The following is a 14,230-nucleotide window of genomic DNA, read 5'->3' on the forward strand; positions in this document are numbered from 1 at the left end:
TGGATAAGGTTGAGCGCGAAATCAGAGGGCCGCGGCATCGGCCTCGCCGGTGCGGATGCGAACCGCATGGTCGAGATTGATGACGAAGATCTTGCCGTCGCCGATCTGTCCGGTTTTCGCCGCGGACGTGATGGCGTCGATGGTCTTGTCGACCTGGTCGGAGGCGACAGCGACCTCGATCTTGATCTTGGGCAGGAAGCTCACGGCATATTCGGCGCCGCGATAGATTTCCGTATGGCCCTTCTGGCGGCCATACCCCTTGACTTCCGTCACCGTGAGACCGTGAACGCCGATGGCGGTCAGGGCGTCACGGACTTCTTCCAGCTTGAATGGCTTGATAATCGCCATAACAATTTTCATGGGTCCTATCCCCGCTTGGGCCCGGTCCGGACGTGGCCGGGCGTTTCTCGACTGGTTCGCCACGAGGGAGAAGTTTCACTACGCGGGCACAGCCGGACCCCTAGAATCAAATGCCGTGCCAGATCGGGCGTATTGCCTAATGGATTATGAAAGCGGGTGTTTTCGCGTTTGACGGGTACTGCGGTGCAGTGCGCTATTACGTCGCGCTCAAAACGTGGTCACACCTGCTCAAAACGAGGGCACGACAGGCTGTCGACACAATGTTGCTCATGTGCCGTGCAGCGAGAAGGTAATTTCGTAGCATCAGCGCCTATTGCAGGGCTTCACCGTGCTGCGAAATATCCAGTCCCTCGAGCTCGTGCTCACGGGATACGCGCAAGGGCACGAACAGGCCGACCAGCTTGAGCAGGATGAAGCTCACGCCCGCCGACCAGACGAAGGTGACGGCGACCCCGTAGAACTGGATCAGGAGCTGCTGAGGATGGCCCTCCAGCAGGCCGGCGGTGCCGCCGATGGCGCTGGTCGCGAACACGCCGCCAAGCAGGGTGCCGGTCAGGCCGCCGATGCCGTGGACGCCGAAGACGTCGAGCGAATCGTCATAGTCGAAGCGGTGCTTCAGCCAGGTGCAGGCCCAGTAGCAGACCGCACCGGCGATGATGCCGATGACGATGCCGTGCCAGGGCGCGACGAAGCCGGAGGCCGGCGTGATGGTGCCGAGCCCCGCCACCGCGCCGGAGATCATGCCGAGCACGGACGGCTTGCGCCGCGTCGACCATTCGATCGCGCCCCAGGTCAGTGCGCCGGCGCAGGCGGCGAGATGAGTGGCGATGATCGCCATCACCGCACGCGAATTGGCCGCGCCCGCCGAGCCGCCGTTGAAGCCGAACCAGCCGACCCACAACAGGCCCGTGCCCATCACCGCGAGCGACAGATCGAACGGCGAGAGATTCTCGGTGCCGTAGCCGTGACGGCGTCCCATCACCTTGGCCGCAACGAGGCCGCCGGTGCCGGCCGACAGGTGCACCACGAGGCCGCCGGCGAAGTCGAGCACGCCCATGCTGGCGAGGAAGCCGCCGCCCCACACCCAATGCGCCAGCGGAATGTAGACGAAGATGAACCAGGCGACGGAGAACAACAGATAAGCAGAGAACCGCATCCGGTCGGCGACCGAGCCCGCGACCAGCGCTACCGTGATGATGGCAAACGTCATCTGGTACAGCATGAACAGCGATTCCGGGATGGTCTTCGCCGCAGGGTTGACGCTGTCCATGGTCATGCCGGCGAGAAACCAGCGGTCGAGCGTGCCGATCCACGGGCCATCGCCGACGAAGCACAGCGAATAGCCGAACGCGACCCAGAGGATGGAGATCATCGTCACCGCAGCGAGGCTCTGCGCCATGGTGGCGAGCACGTTCTTCTTGCGCACCATGCCGGAATAGAACAGCGCAAGCCCCGGGATCGTCATCATCAGCACCAGCGCGGTGGCGACGATCATCCAGGCGGTGTCGGCGGTGTTGATCTCGGAGGCGGCGGCGTGCGCCGGCGAAGCTACGACGGACACAAATCCGATTGGCGCAGCCATAACAGCTGCGCGGCGCAACAATCCCGCCATATCGTTCCCCCCGGCATAGAAATTACGTCGCACGCTGTGGCGTCGTTGCCCGGCGCGATCGAAGAAGTTCTCTTAAAGCGCGTCGCTGTCGGTCTCGCCGGTGCGGATGCGCAGCGCGTGGTCGATCGGCGTGACGAAGATCTTGCCGTCGCCGATCTGGCCGGTGCGCGCGGTCGCGGTGATCACGGCGACCGCCTTGTCGGCGACGTCGGAGGCGACCGCGATCTCGATGCGCAGCTTGGGCAGGAAGTTCACGACATATTCGGCGCCGCGATAGATCTCGGTGTGGCCCTTCTGCCGGCCGTAACCCTTCACCTCGGTCACGGTCATGCCGTGGACGCCGATCGCCGTCAGGGCCTGGCGGACCTCATCGAGCTTGAAGGGTTTGATGATCGCGACGACGAGTTTCATGGTCAGGCCTATTCCCCGGGATGCGCCGCGCCGTATGTCCCCGGCGCCGCGTCAATCTGGCATCTTTCCGGGCAAATGGCACAAAAAAGTTGCAGTTTGAAGCGGAAAAACGTCTGGCCATGTGAACGGCCGCCTCTGTACAGGGCATCCGTTCATCCTTCACAATGCATTTTCGGCATGGATGCGGTGAACCGAAGCGTCCCGGCCGGCACATAAATATGTTCGAGGGGGACGCTTCATGGCGAGTTGGTTCTACGCATCCGAGGGCAAGCAGCAGGGGCCCTTTCCGGAGGGGCAATTTCGCGATCTGGTCGCCCAGGGCATCGTCCGTCCCGACACGCTGGTCTGGACCGAGGGCATGGCCGGCTGGCAGAAGGCCGCCGAGATTCCCGGCCTGATTGGCGGCGGTGCGCCGCCGATGATTCCGGGCGGCGGCCCGCCGATGATGAGCGGCGGTGGCTATGGCGGCGCTGCGGCCGGCAGCGGAGGATCGCTCTCGGTCGATTTCGGCATCCTCGAGTTTACCTGGCGCAGCATTGTCCTGCTGATCGGCATGATCTTCATCATCCCGGCGCCGTGGGTTTTCGTCTGGTACACGAAATGGAGCTGGTGCCCTGGTATTTCGGCTTCATCGTTCTCGCCATCGCGCTCGCCTTCATCGGCAGCGAGATACTGAGCAACCTGCTGTTCATCGTGCAGATCGTTCTCTACTGGCTCCTGATCAAATGGATGGTCGCGAACCTTGCCTCCAACGAGCAGCCGCTGGGCTTGAGCTTCACGGGCTCGATCTGGGCCTATATCGGCTGGAACCTGCTGTTCGCGATCTCGATCATCACCATCATCGGCTGGGCCTGGGTCGCCGCTGCGCAGATGCGCTGGTTCTGCCGCAGCATCGAAGGCACGCGGCGCGAGATCGTCTTCAAGGGCTCGGGTCTCGACATCCTCTGGCGCGGCATCGTGGCTGCGATCCTGTGCAGCCTCATCATCCCGATTCCGTGGGTGTATCGCTGGATCATGAACTGGTTCGCGTCGCAGACCGAGCTCGCTCCGCGCGGGTCGGTGTGATCGAGAAATCTCAAGCGCGGTGAACCGCGCCTGAGATGATCAGCTCCTCCGCTCGCGCACCGAGCCTTCCTGTGCGACCGAGGCGATCAGCGTGCCATCGGGCTTGAAGATCGAGCCGCGGGTCAGGCCGCGGCCCGATTGCGCGCTCGGCGAATCCTGCGCGTAGAGCAGCCATTCGTCGGCGCGGAACGGGCGGTGAAACCACATCGCGTGGTCGAGGCTCGCCGGCATCATGCGCTTGTCGAACAGCGTGCGGCCGTAGCGCGCCATGATCGCATCGAGCAGCGAGAAGTCGGAGGCATAGGCGAGCGCGCACATATGCAGCGCCGGATCGTCTGGCAGCTTCGCGGCGGTCTTGATCCAGACGTGAATGCGGCCGTCCTCGATCTTCTGGCCGAAATAGCGCCCGAGCTCGACCGGGCGCAGCTCGATCGGCCGGTCGGATTCATAGTAGCGGCGGATGAAGTCCGGCATCTCCTTGAACATCGGCTGCTTCGCCACCTCCTCCGCCGTGAGCTTTTCCGGCGGCGGCACGTCGGGCATCTTGTCCTGATGATCGAACGGACTCTCCTCCTCGGCGTGGAACGACACCATGATCGAGAAGATCGCGTTGCCGTGCTGGATCGCGGTGACGCGGCGGGTCGAGTAGCTCTTGCCGTCGCGCAGGCGCTCGACCTGGTAGATGATCGGGATCTGCGGATCGCCCGGCAGGATGAAATAACAGTGCAGCGAATGCGGCAGCCGGCCCTCGACGGTGCGGCAGGCGGCGACCATCGCCTGCCCGATCACCTGGCCGCCGAACACCCGCTGCCAGCTCGTCTTCGGGCTGTTGCCGCGGAACAGATTCACCTCGAGCTGTTCGAGGTCGAGGATCGAGATCAGGTCGATCAGGCTTTTGGACATGAACACAGCTCTCTGAAGTCGTCATTCCGGGATGCGCCGGAACGGCGCAGGCCCGGAATCCATAACCCCCGCTCGTGGTTATGGATTCCGGGCTCGCGACTTCGTCGCGCCCCGGAATGACACAATAGGGGCCCGCCGCCCTCGTTTCACCGCACTGTTTCGCCCAGCTCAAGTCTGCTAGCAAGGCCGAGAATTGACCGGGAAGCTTGGGTATGTCGGTACAGGGTAGCATTGTCATCGGTGGCGGCGCGTTTGCGGGGCTCGCGCTGGCCCTGGCGCTGCGCCAGGGGCTGGGTCCCGAGATTCCCGTCATCGTCGCCGATCCCGCGCTCAGCACACGGCCGAGCCGGGACCCCCGCGCCACCGCGATCGTGGCCGCCTGCCGCCGCCTGTTCGAGGCGATCGGCGCCTGGGACGACGTCAGGAGCGAAGCGCAGCCGATCCTCGACATGGTGGTCACCGATTCCAAGCTGGAGGACGCCACCCGTCCGGTGTTCCTGAACTTCGCCGGCGATGTCGCGCCGGGTGAGCCCTTCGCGCATATGGTCGAGAACCGGCGCCTGATCGATGCGCTGGTCCTGCGCGCCGAGGCCGAGGGCATCGATCTTCGCGCCACCATGGTCGCATCCTACGATGCGCGGAGCGACGGCATCGACGTGACGCTCGGCGATGGCAGCGTGATCGCGGCCAGCCTCTTGGTCGCCGCCGACGGCGCGCGGTCGAAGCTGCGCGAGCGTGCCGGCATCGTCACCCATGGCTGGGAGTACGACCAGTCCGGCATCGTCGTTACCGTCGGGCATGAACGCGATCACGAAGGCCGCGCCGAAGAGCACTTCTTGCCCGCAGGTCCCTTTGCGATCCTGCCGCTCTCGGGCAAGCGTTCCTCGCTGGTGTGGACCGAGCGCCGAGCCGAGGCCGCGCGCATCGTTGCGCTGAGCGAGGAGGAGTTTCACGGCGAGCTCGAGCAGCGCTTCGGCCTGCATCTCGGCGAGGTGAAGGCGCTGGACAAGCCGCGCGCGTTTCCGCTGTCCTATTTCGTCGCGCGCTCCTTCATCGCCGAGCGCCTCGCGCTGGTCGGCGATGCCGCCCACGTCATCCACCCCATCGCGGGCCAGGGCCTCAACATGGGGCTGAAGGACGTCGCGGCGCTGGCCGAGGTGGTGGTCGATGCCGCGCGGCTCGGCATGGACATCGGCGGAGCGGACGTGCTCGAGCGCTACCAGCGCTGGCGCCGCTTCGACACCATGGCGATGGGCGTTGCCACCAACTCGCTGAACTTCCTGTTCTCCAACCAGTCGACGCTGTTGCGCACGGTGCGCGACATCGGCCTCGGCCTGGTCGACCGCGCCCCGCCGCTGAAGAACCTCTTCATCCGCCAGGCCGCGGGGCTCACCGGCGAGGTGCCGCGGCTGTTGAAGGGCGAGGCGTTGTAAGGGGCGCCGGCGCTACACCCTCCACTGTCGTCCCGGACAAGCGCGCCCCAAGCGCGCGCAGATCCGGGACCGATACGCCGCAGCAATCGTTTTGCGAAGACCCGGAGTGACCAGCTTCGCGCCATAACTACGCCCTGTGGTTATGGATCCCCGCCCCCCGTGCGCAATTGCGCACTAGGCGGGGATGACACCGGTCGCGCCGCCCGGCCGTCGCGCCTCAACTCAATCGATCTTGCGCGCCTCTTCCGGCAGCATGATCGGAATGCCGTCGCGAATGGGATAGGCGAGCTTGGCGCTGCGCGAGATCAGCTCCTGCTTTGCAGAATCGAACTCCAGCGGGCCCTTGGTCAGCGGGCAGACCAGAATCTCCAGCAGCTTGGGATCGACGCTGGCTTCGGGACGTTCGGTAGGCGTATTCATCGGGGTCTCCGGCAATCGGTTGCCTCTAGCACAGAAATTTGCCTGCGCCCATCGTGTCCGCTCAAGCGGAGACCATCGCCAGGAGCTCGTCGAGCAGGGCCTGAAGCCGCGCCGCCGGCAGCGACGGGCCTGACAGCGCGAAACCGAGAAATGTCCAATAAAGGATCTGCGCGCGGGCCTGCGCCGTCGCCGGGGCGAGCCCACGCTTTTGCAGCAGCCCTTCGATATAGTCGAGCCTGCGGCGGTCGATCGCGCGCACTGCGGCCTGCGCTGCCGCATCGAACGCTGCCCAGTTGCGCACCGCGCGCTCGAGATCGAGCCGCGCGCCGAACGACCTGCGCAGCAGCGCCTGCAGCGGCTCGTCGCCGGCGGCCTCGACGTCGGCGATGATCTGCTCGGCCGCGATCTCGCGCCAGCGCTTCAGCACCGCGGCGTGGAACCCGCCGAGATCGGCAAAATGCCAATAGAAGCTGCCGCGCGAAACCCCCATGGCCTTGGCAAGGGGATCGGCCTTCAGCGCGGTGAAGCCGCTCCTGGCGAGCGTCTTCAGGCCCTGGCTGGTCCAGTCGTCGGCGGAGAGCTGCTCGGTCATGTCGGTTCCCGGGATGAACCATACACTAGTGTATTGACAGGCGGCAGGCCAGCGCCTATCTCACCATACATGACTGTATGGAGGCGTTGATGCGTGATCTCCTGCTCCAGTGCGCCGGCGTCCTGACCGTTGCCGCGGCTCTCATCCACGGCTACCTCGGCGAGGCCAAGGTATTCGTCCGCGCCCGCATCGAGCCGGAACGGCTGCGCACCCTGATCCGCCTGGTCTGGCAGGCCTCGACCGTGGCCTGGATCGGCGGTGGCGTGCTCCTGATCGCGACGCCCTGGATGGGCTCGGAGCCGGCGCGCCACTGGATCGTCGTCACCATGGCCTGCGTGTTCGGCTTCTCCGCTCTCGCCAACGCCTGGGCGACGCGCGGCCGGCACTTCGGCTGGATGATGCTCAGTGCGGTCGTCGCGATGGCGGTGGCCGGCTATTGATCATCGAATCGGAGTTGAGGCATGACGCTGACACTCGTCACCGGGGGCACAGGCCATCTTGGCCGGGATATCGTCGATCGTCTCGTTCACGACGGACGTCAGGTTCGGGTGTTTGCGCGAGCGCCGGGCACGCGATCGGATGTCGAATGGGCGATCGGCGACCTCGCGACGGGCGCCGGGTTGCGGGACGCGCTGCACGATGTCGATACCGTGATCCATGCGGCGACCTGTTCCCCGATCGCGCGGCGCGGCGGCATTCGTCCGAGAGACTTCTTCACGTCGCCCTCCGCCGTGGACGTCGAGGGCACCGAACGGCTGCTGTCGTCCTGCGGGGAGGCCAAGGTGCGGCACTTTCTCCACGTCTCGATCGTCGGCCTCGATGAGGCAACCTTGCCCTATGCGCGGGTCAAGCTCGCCGGGGAACGGCTGGTGCGTGCGTCAGCACTGTCCTGGTCCGTCGTTCGCGCGATGCCGTTCTACTATCTTCTCGACCGGCTGCTCGCGGGCCTCAGCTGGCTTCCGATGTGGCCGGTGCCGACGACACGGTTCAACCCGGTCGACACGTCGGACGTCGCCAACCACGTCGTGGCCTGCAGCTTCGACGGAATGCGTGGCGAGCGTGTCGAGATTGGTGGTCCCGAAGATCTCGAGCTCGTCTCGTTGGCCCGCCGCTATCAGGACGCCCGGGGATGGCATCAAAAAATCCTGCCGATGAACCTGTCGGACGCGAGGGCGCGCGGCATGGGCTTCGTCGTCAGCCAAGGTGTTCGCGGACAGCTCTCTTGGGCGGATTGGCTGCGGCGCAACTATCCTGCGGCGTGAGGCGTAGCCTGGCACAACTGGCCGGGCCAGCGGTGCGCCACGAGCCTGTGAGGCGTAAGGCCGCAGAGGCGGGTCAAATGCGCACTGCGCACGGAGAGAGCTCGGCCTTCGGCCAATGTTAGAACTTATCTAAAGCGATCCATGCCCGAACCGGATTGACTTCACCTCCTCCTTTGCTTCCTTCGGTCTCGCTCGCGGCTCCGCGCAGCGCCCACGACAGAGGAGAAGAAGTTCGTGAAGGTCATTCGTGTTGTTGCCATTGCACTGACGGTCGGGATTGGCGCGGGGTCGACAGCCATGGCCGACGGTTTCAAGGACTGCACCAAGCTCGACAAGGCGTCGTGGAAGTCGGCCAGCGAAGCCGAAGCCAAGGCCAAGGCACTGGGCTATGAGGTGCGGCGCTCCAAGGTCGAGGGCTCGTGCTACGAGGTCTACGGCGTCAAGGAAGGCAAGCTCTACGAGCTGTTCTACAGCCCCGAAGATCTCAGCCTGAAGCACACGATCGCCAAGTAGAATGCGCCGATCGCTTGACGCGATCTGCGCAGGGCAAGACTTGAGGGTGGTCCTCGCTTGATCGAGCAAGCGTCAGACCCGCGCGGGGTGTCCGACCGGACCCCCGCCGAGCGAACCGCTCCGCGGACGATCGCGGTCTGGGACCTCCCGCTGCGCCTTTGGCACTGGGCTCTCGCGGCTGGCGTTCTGGCCGCGTGGTTCACGCCGACCGTTTATGACGGCCTTCACCGCGCGGTCGGCTATGCGGTGCTGGGGCTTCTCGCCTTTCGCGTGGCCTGGGGCCTCTGGGGAAGCCGCTATTCGCGCTTCCGCATGGTCGGCGTCAGGCTGCGCGCCTCGCCTCGCTATCTCTGGAATCTGCGTCGCGGCATCACCGGCCGCTATATCGGGCTCAATCCCGCCGGTACGTTGATGCTGGTCGCGCTGCTGGTTTCGCTCGCGGTCTCGACGATCACCGGCGCGATGTCGGTCACCGTCACATTCTTCGGCGTGTGGTGGGTCGAAGACGCCCACCGCTATTCATCGGATGCCGTCATCGTCCTGGTCGTGCTCCACGTCGCGGGCGTGGTGCTGATGGGAATTTTGCAGCGCGAGAACCTGATCCGCGCGATGATCACCGGACGCAAGCGTATCCGCGGCCATCTCTAAGTTCGTTGCCAATCGTTGCGCGCCTTTCGTGTCGCTCAGGTCGGGCGCGATCGCGCTGCGGCTTCATGCGCAGATGCGCGACAGGTCAGATTGCGCGGCCAACGTTTACCTGCCGGTAAGCATGCAATCATACGTTGCACAAAATTAACGCGAAGCACGTTTAGCCCATCCACCATCGACAGTATTGACGATGGAGCGATATTGCATGTTCCGCGTTTTCTCCTGCCTTGCGGTCGAGCACGATTGGCGGCTCGTCGTGCTCGCTGGCCTGGTCTGCCTCGTTGCCAGCATTGTCGCGGTCAGCATCTTTCATCGTGCGATCGCGACGCGCGCGAGAACGCGGTGGATCTGGATCACGATTGCCGGCGCGGCCATCGGATACGGAATCTGGGCGACACATTTCGTCGCGATGCTCGCCTACGAGCCTGGCGTTACCATGGGCTATGGCATCGTGCTGACGGCGTCTTCTCTTGCTGCGGCAATGCTCCTGACCTCGGTCGGTTTCCGCGTTGCGGTCGGCACCTCCGGCCGGTGGCGCGCGGCGGCCGGTGGCGTCATCATCGGCGGCGGCATTGCCAGCATGCACTATCTGGGGATGTGGGCCCTCGAAGTGCCGGGTCGAGTCTCCTGGTCCGTGGATCTCGTGCTCGCCTCGATCGTCCTGGGCATGTGTTTCGGCTACGCCGCGCTGGCAGTCGCCCTCACCTACCAGGACTATCGGGGCACGCTGGGAGCGGCCGTCCTGCTCACACTCGCCATCGTGTCGCATCACTTCACGGCCATGGGTGCCGTTCAGATCACGCCAGATCCCACGCTCGCGACCGATACCCTCTCGCTTTCTCCGGCCTTCCTCGCGCTCGCTATCGCCGGTGTGGCATTGTCCATGCTGGGAATGAGCCTGATCGGCGTGCTGGCCGATCGTCGTCTGGCAACCAGAACCGCCAAGTTTGAAGAGATCATCAGCCAGCTTTCGGTCGCCCGGCAGCAACTCGAAGGCTCGCAGAACGAACTGCGGGAACAGAAGCTCAGGCTGGACACGGCCATCAACTACATGGTTGAAGGCCTTTGCATGTTCGATGCCGACAAGCGGCTTGTCGTCTGCAACGAGCGTTATGCCCGGCTCTATCAGCTGCCGCCGGAACTGCTCAGGACGGGGACATCGCACACCGATATCATCAGGCACCGTATCGTGAAGGGAATTCTCAAGGGCGATCCCAGCGAGGGGGCTGCCGAGCGATTCATCTCGAAACTGGCGGCTTTGCCGTTCGATGCAGTCTCGAGCAGGATCGACGAGTTTGCGGATGGCAGGCTGATCTGCGTGACGCGACAGCCGATGGCCGGTGGCGGATGGGTGGCCACGCATCTCGATGTCACCGAGCAACGCCGGTCCGAGGCCAAGATCATCCATATGGCACAGCACGACGCGCTGACCGATCTGCCAAATCGCGTGCTGCTCAGGGAACGGATGGAGCATGCGATTGCGGTGACGCGCAACGGCGGCCTCGATCTGGCCGTGCTCATGCTCGACCTCGATCGCTTCAAGGAAGTCAACGACACGCTTGGACATCCGGCGGGCGATGCCCTGCTGCGCGCCGTCGCCGCGCGTCTGCGCGAATGCGTCACGGAAACCGCGTTGATTGCCCGACTGGGCGGCGACGAGTTCGCGGTCATCGACTACGTGACCAGCCCGGCCGTGGAGGCCGCCGCCCTTGCCGAGAACATCAGAAAGGCGCTTTGCGAACCCTTCGATCTCGGCGATCACCGGGTCACCGTGGGCACCAGCATCGGCATTGCCATCGCGCCGCGAGATGGCAACGATTCAGATGTGATCCTGAAGAGCGCGGATCTCGCCCTCTACTCCGCCAAGAGCGATGGACGTGGTGCATTCCGCTTCTTCGAGCCGGAACTCGACCAGCTCATGCATGCGCGACGCAACCTGGAGCGCGAGATGCGGGATGCGCTTGCCGGGCGACAGTTCGAGCTTCACTATCAACCATTCGTCAGCGCCGCGACCGGCAAGACCAGTGGCTTCGAGGCCTTGCTGCGCTGGCATCACCCGCAGCGAGGCCTGGTGCTGCCGGGCGAATTCATCCCGCTTGCGGAGGAGACCGGCTTGATCGTGCCTCTGGGAGAATGGGTCTTGCGGACCGCCTGCGCGGAAGCAGCCAAATGGCCTTCACATGTCAGGATCGCGATCAACCTGTCCCCCGCTCAATTCAGGAGCAAGGAGCTTGTTCCGGTCATTGTCGGCGCGCTGGCGAGTTCAGGAGTCGCGCCGCACAGGCTCGAACTCGAGGTCACGGAGACGGTGATCATGCATGACAGCGAAGCCGTCTTTACGGTGCTCGCTCAGTTGCGCGAGCTCGGCGTGCGAATCGCCCTGGACGATTTCGGCACCGGCTATTCCTCGCTGAGCTTTCTGCAGAGATTCCCGTTCGACAAGATCAAGATCGACCGCAGTTTCGTCGACGAACTCTCCAGCGCGCGGGCAGAGGCGAATCATCTCGCGCGAGCAGTGGTTCGTTTCGCAGTCAGCCTCGGCAAGACCACGACCGCCGAAGGCGTCGAGACGAAGGAGCAGCTCGATATCCTCCGCGAAGAGGGGTGCGTCGAAACGCAAGGCTATTATTTCAGCCGGCCGATGCCTGCATCCGACATCGCCAGAACACTGCGGCGGGACGAAGCAGCCATCCGCGCTGCGTGAGCTTCAGACCCTCACTGCAGCGGCGGATCGCCGCTGGTGCGCTTCTTGGCGAGGTCCATCTCGGTGACGGCGATCAGGATCTCGGCGCGGGTCTTCAAGTCGGGCGCCTCCAGCATCGCCTGCTTCTCCGCGGGGCCATAGGGCGACATCATCGCCAGCGCGTTGACGAGCGCCTCATTGGGCGCGCTCTCGACGCCTTCCCAGTCGACCTTGAGATTGTTGGCCTTCAGGAAGTCGGCGAGCACGGCCAGCAGCGCTTCGCGATCGACCTTGTCCTCGCCCATGCGCGCGGTAAAGTCGTCGACGAAGGCGAAGAAATCCACCTTGCACTGCCGGTAGGCGGTGAGCACCTCGAGCTCCTCGACCACCTTGAAGCGCGCAACGCCGGTGAGCTCGAGGATGTAGCGGCCGTCGCCGGATTCGGCGAGCTGGGTGATGCGGCCGACGCAGCCGACGCGGAACAGCGCCGGCTTGTCGGAATTCTTCGGCGAGTGCGCCACGTCGGGCTGGATCATGCCGATCAGGCGATGGCCGTCGCGGAAGGAATCGTCGACCATCGCGAGGTAGCGCGGCTCGAAGATGTTGAGCGGCATCTGGCCGCGGGGCAGCAGCAGCGCGCCCGGCAGCGGAAATACCGGGACGATCTCCGGGAGGTCGGCGGGCCCGCGATATTCGATGTTGATCGGCATCTGCCCGGTCCCCCTGGCGTTGCTAGCGCATGATCCGGAAAAGTGTCGAGCGGTTTTCCGAACAGATCATGCTCAAAAGAGGGCCTTACGAAAACAGGATCGTCGACAAACGCTTGCGTCCCTCGACGGTTGCATCATCCGTGCCGCCCCAGGCCTCGAAGAACTGCACCAGCTGCTTGCGGGCGCCCTCGTCGTTCCATTTGCGGTCGCGCTTGACGATCTCGAGCAGCTGCTCGGTCGCAGCCGCGCGATTGCCTTGCGCGTTGAGCGCGGTGGCGAGGTCGAATCGGGCCTGATGATCGAGCGGGTTTGCGGCGACTTTCTGTTCCAGTTCGGCGACCGGTCCAAGCGATTTCGCCTGCTCGGCGAGATCGATCGCGGTCTGCACGGCCTTCACGGCCGGGTCGTTGCGTTTGGATTCCGGCACCATGGCCAGCGTCTGCTTGGCCTGCTCCATCGCGCCGGAGACGGCGTAGCACTTCGCAAGGCCCGCAAGCGCCGCGATATTGGTCGAATCATGCTGGAGCGCCTCGGCATAGATCTGCGCCGCCGCCGCCGTGTCGCCCTCGGCGAGCACCGTTTCGGCCTCCTGCACGATCTCGGCGACGTTGACCTCGCCCGGCGCGGTGACGCCCTTGGTCAGCCGCTCGATGAAGGCATTGACCTGGCTCTCCGGCACCGCACCCATGAAACCGTCGGCCGGCTGGCCGTTGACGAAGGCGATCACGGCGGGGATCGACTGGATGCCCATCTGGCCGGGGATCGCCGGATGCTGGTCGATGTTCATCTTGACCAGCTTGACCTTGCCCTTGGCCGCCTTCACCGCCTTCTCCAGCACGGGGGTGAGCTGCTTGCAGGGGCCGCACCACTCCGCCCAGAAATCGATCAGCACCGGCTGGCGCTTCGATTCCTCGATGACGTCCTTCACGAAGGTCTGGGTGGTGGTGTCCTTGATCAGGTCGGCCGCAGCCGGGCCCGCCGCTCCGTTACCCTGGTCGATGATCGTCACGGGATCCCCTCGTCATGTCTGGAATGGCCGCTCTTTAGCACGCCGCCGCATCATATGCTTGTTGTCGGCTCCTAAATTGGGCCGAATGGGCCGAATTTCAATCCAGGCGCCCCGATTCGCCGGTTCCGGGGCTTTTCCGGTCGATTTGGCCACGTTCGGGGTCCATATAGGGCCCTCAATTGCAAATCTATGCCGCCGGTAGCTGTTGCATTCCCCTCCCGCTTTTGGCATACGACAGCCGTTGCCGGCGCGTCACGCGACCGACACAGGATGCGGGTGTAGCTCAGTGGTAGAGCACGACCTTGCCAAGGTCGGGGTCGAGGGTTCGAGCCCCTTCGCCCGCTCCAGTTTTTCCCAAGGCTGGTATTGTGAAGTGCTCTCCATTCCCGGGAGGGCTGTATGAAAATCGTCAGATATTCCGAATGAGGAAGTGCAAGCCGCTGTCAGGCTTGCGTCATCTCGAACGGCGTTTTGCCATGTACGCTTTCCCAGCTGCCTCGGACGAAGGTTGGTAGCAAGTTCGAGGGTCTTCAGGGGCCTACGGGCTCGCAAGGGCCTCGAAGGCTGCAACTCAATGGATTTTCAGGCCTTCGGGCACTATATTCTAGG

The 14,230-nt window shown here is 64.4% G+C and carries 15 protein-coding genes, 1 tRNA gene and 1 pseudogene; 8 read left to right on the forward strand and 9 right to left on the reverse strand.

Annotated features, from left to right (window positions below):
• Nucleotides 1-21: 21 nt before the first annotated feature.
• The 3 genes from JQ566_RS14855 to JQ566_RS14865 all read right to left on the reverse strand — a co-directional run bounded on the left by JQ566_RS14855 (nucleotide 22) and on the right by JQ566_RS14865 (nucleotide 2,383).
• Entirely contained in the window at nucleotides 22-360 is a 339-nt protein-coding gene (locus JQ566_RS14855; protein WP_008142813.1) for a P-II family nitrogen regulator, read from the reverse strand.
• A 310-nt stretch (nucleotides 361-670) separates the two neighbouring features.
• Complete coding sequence (locus tag JQ566_RS14860; protein WP_212373018.1) at nucleotides 671-1,972, reverse strand: ammonium transporter; 1,302 nt, start codon at nucleotides 1,970-1,972, stop codon at nucleotides 671-673.
• A 72-nt stretch (nucleotides 1,973-2,044) separates the two neighbouring features.
• A complete protein-coding gene (locus tag JQ566_RS14865) occupies nucleotides 2,045-2,383 on the reverse strand; it encodes a P-II family nitrogen regulator (protein ID WP_008142802.1) in 339 nt (112 codons plus the stop codon).
• A gap of 238 nt (nucleotides 2,384-2,621) precedes the next feature.
• Here JQ566_RS14865 and JQ566_RS14870 point away from each other — a divergent pair.
• Nucleotides 2,622-3,448, forward strand: a pseudogene (locus JQ566_RS14870) (DUF4339 domain-containing protein).
• Between the two features lie 39 nt (nucleotides 3,449-3,487).
• On the opposite strand, the gene tesB reads toward JQ566_RS14870, so the two are convergent.
• Nucleotides 3,488-4,351, reverse strand: a complete 864-nt coding sequence (tesB, locus tag JQ566_RS14875) for an acyl-CoA thioesterase II (RefSeq protein ID WP_212373020.1) — start codon at nucleotides 4,349-4,351, stop codon at nucleotides 3,488-3,490.
• 212 nt (nucleotides 4,352-4,563) lie between these two features.
• Between tesB and JQ566_RS14880 the strand changes: the two genes are divergently transcribed.
• The gene (locus JQ566_RS14880) at nucleotides 4,564-5,784 is read left to right on the forward strand and encodes a ubiquinone biosynthesis hydroxylase (protein WP_212373022.1); all 1,221 of its coding nucleotides are present in this window, start codon (nucleotides 4,564-4,566) and stop codon (nucleotides 5,782-5,784) included.
• Between the two features lie 222 nt (nucleotides 5,785-6,006).
• Here the strand turns inward: JQ566_RS14880 and JQ566_RS14885 are convergent, their stop codons facing one another.
• Complete coding sequence (locus JQ566_RS14885; RefSeq protein WP_194405294.1) at nucleotides 6,007-6,204, reverse strand: Trm112 family protein; 198 nt, start codon at nucleotides 6,202-6,204, stop codon at nucleotides 6,007-6,009.
• 61 nt (nucleotides 6,205-6,265) lie between these two features.
• Complete coding sequence (locus tag JQ566_RS14890) at nucleotides 6,266-6,796, reverse strand: TetR/AcrR family transcriptional regulator (protein WP_212373024.1); 531 nt, start codon at nucleotides 6,794-6,796, stop codon at nucleotides 6,266-6,268.
• An 89-nt stretch (nucleotides 6,797-6,885) separates the two neighbouring features.
• On the opposite strand from JQ566_RS14890, the gene JQ566_RS14895 reads away from it, so the two are divergent.
• The 4 genes from JQ566_RS14895 (at nucleotide 6,886) to JQ566_RS14910 (ending at nucleotide 9,219) form a co-directional block, all read left to right on the forward strand.
• Nucleotides 6,886-7,236: a hypothetical protein gene (locus JQ566_RS14895; RefSeq protein ID WP_212373026.1), complete on the forward strand. Its 351-nt coding sequence runs from the start codon at nucleotides 6,886-6,888 to the stop codon at nucleotides 7,234-7,236.
• Nucleotides 7,237-7,257: 21 nt separating this feature from the next.
• Complete coding sequence (locus JQ566_RS14900; RefSeq protein WP_212373028.1) at nucleotides 7,258-8,058, forward strand: SDR family oxidoreductase; 801 nt, start codon at nucleotides 7,258-7,260, stop codon at nucleotides 8,056-8,058.
• Between the two features lie 234 nt (nucleotides 8,059-8,292).
• Nucleotides 8,293-8,571 (forward strand): PepSY domain-containing protein, encoded by a 279-nt coding sequence (locus JQ566_RS14905; protein WP_212373030.1) that lies wholly within the window; start codon nucleotides 8,293-8,295, stop codon nucleotides 8,569-8,571.
• A gap of 87 nt (nucleotides 8,572-8,658) precedes the next feature.
• Nucleotides 8,659-9,219 carry a cytochrome b/b6 domain-containing protein gene (locus tag JQ566_RS14910; RefSeq protein ID WP_434057818.1) on the forward strand — a complete coding sequence of 187 codons (561 nt, stop codon included), beginning with the start codon at nucleotides 8,659-8,661 and terminating at the stop codon, nucleotides 9,217-9,219.
• A 160-nt stretch (nucleotides 9,220-9,379) separates the two neighbouring features.
• On the opposite strand, the gene JQ566_RS34575 is transcribed toward JQ566_RS14910, so the two are convergent.
• Complete coding sequence (locus JQ566_RS34575; protein WP_249139457.1) at nucleotides 9,380-9,532, reverse strand: hypothetical protein; 153 nt, start codon at nucleotides 9,530-9,532, stop codon at nucleotides 9,380-9,382.
• Between JQ566_RS34575 and JQ566_RS14915 the strand changes: the two genes are divergently transcribed.
• Nucleotides 9,476-11,923: a bifunctional diguanylate cyclase/phosphodiesterase gene (locus JQ566_RS14915; protein ID WP_349643326.1), complete on the forward strand. Its 2,448-nt coding sequence runs from the start codon at nucleotides 9,476-9,478 to the stop codon at nucleotides 11,921-11,923. The genes JQ566_RS34575 and JQ566_RS14915 overlap by 57 nt on opposite strands.
• A gap of 11 nt (nucleotides 11,924-11,934) precedes the next feature.
• Here the strand turns inward: JQ566_RS14915 and JQ566_RS14920 are convergent, their stop codons facing one another.
• Nucleotides 11,935-12,612, reverse strand: a complete 678-nt coding sequence (locus JQ566_RS14920; protein ID WP_212373036.1) for an LON peptidase substrate-binding domain-containing protein — start codon at nucleotides 12,610-12,612, stop codon at nucleotides 11,935-11,937.
• A gap of 85 nt (nucleotides 12,613-12,697) precedes the next feature.
• Nucleotides 12,698-13,621: a thioredoxin gene (gene trxA, locus JQ566_RS14925; protein ID WP_212373038.1), complete on the reverse strand. Its 924-nt coding sequence runs from the start codon at nucleotides 13,619-13,621 to the stop codon at nucleotides 12,698-12,700.
• Nucleotides 13,622-13,893: 272 nt separating this feature from the next.
• On the opposite strand from trxA, the gene JQ566_RS14930 reads away from it, so the two are divergent.
• Nucleotides 13,894-13,968, forward strand: a tRNA-Gly gene (locus JQ566_RS14930).
• Nucleotides 13,969-14,230: the final 262 nt, after the last annotated feature.

The organism is Bradyrhizobium sp. SZCCT0231, from assembly GCF_018130245.1.
Lineage (GTDB): Bacteria > Pseudomonadota > Alphaproteobacteria > Rhizobiales > Xanthobacteraceae > Bradyrhizobium > Bradyrhizobium japonicum_F.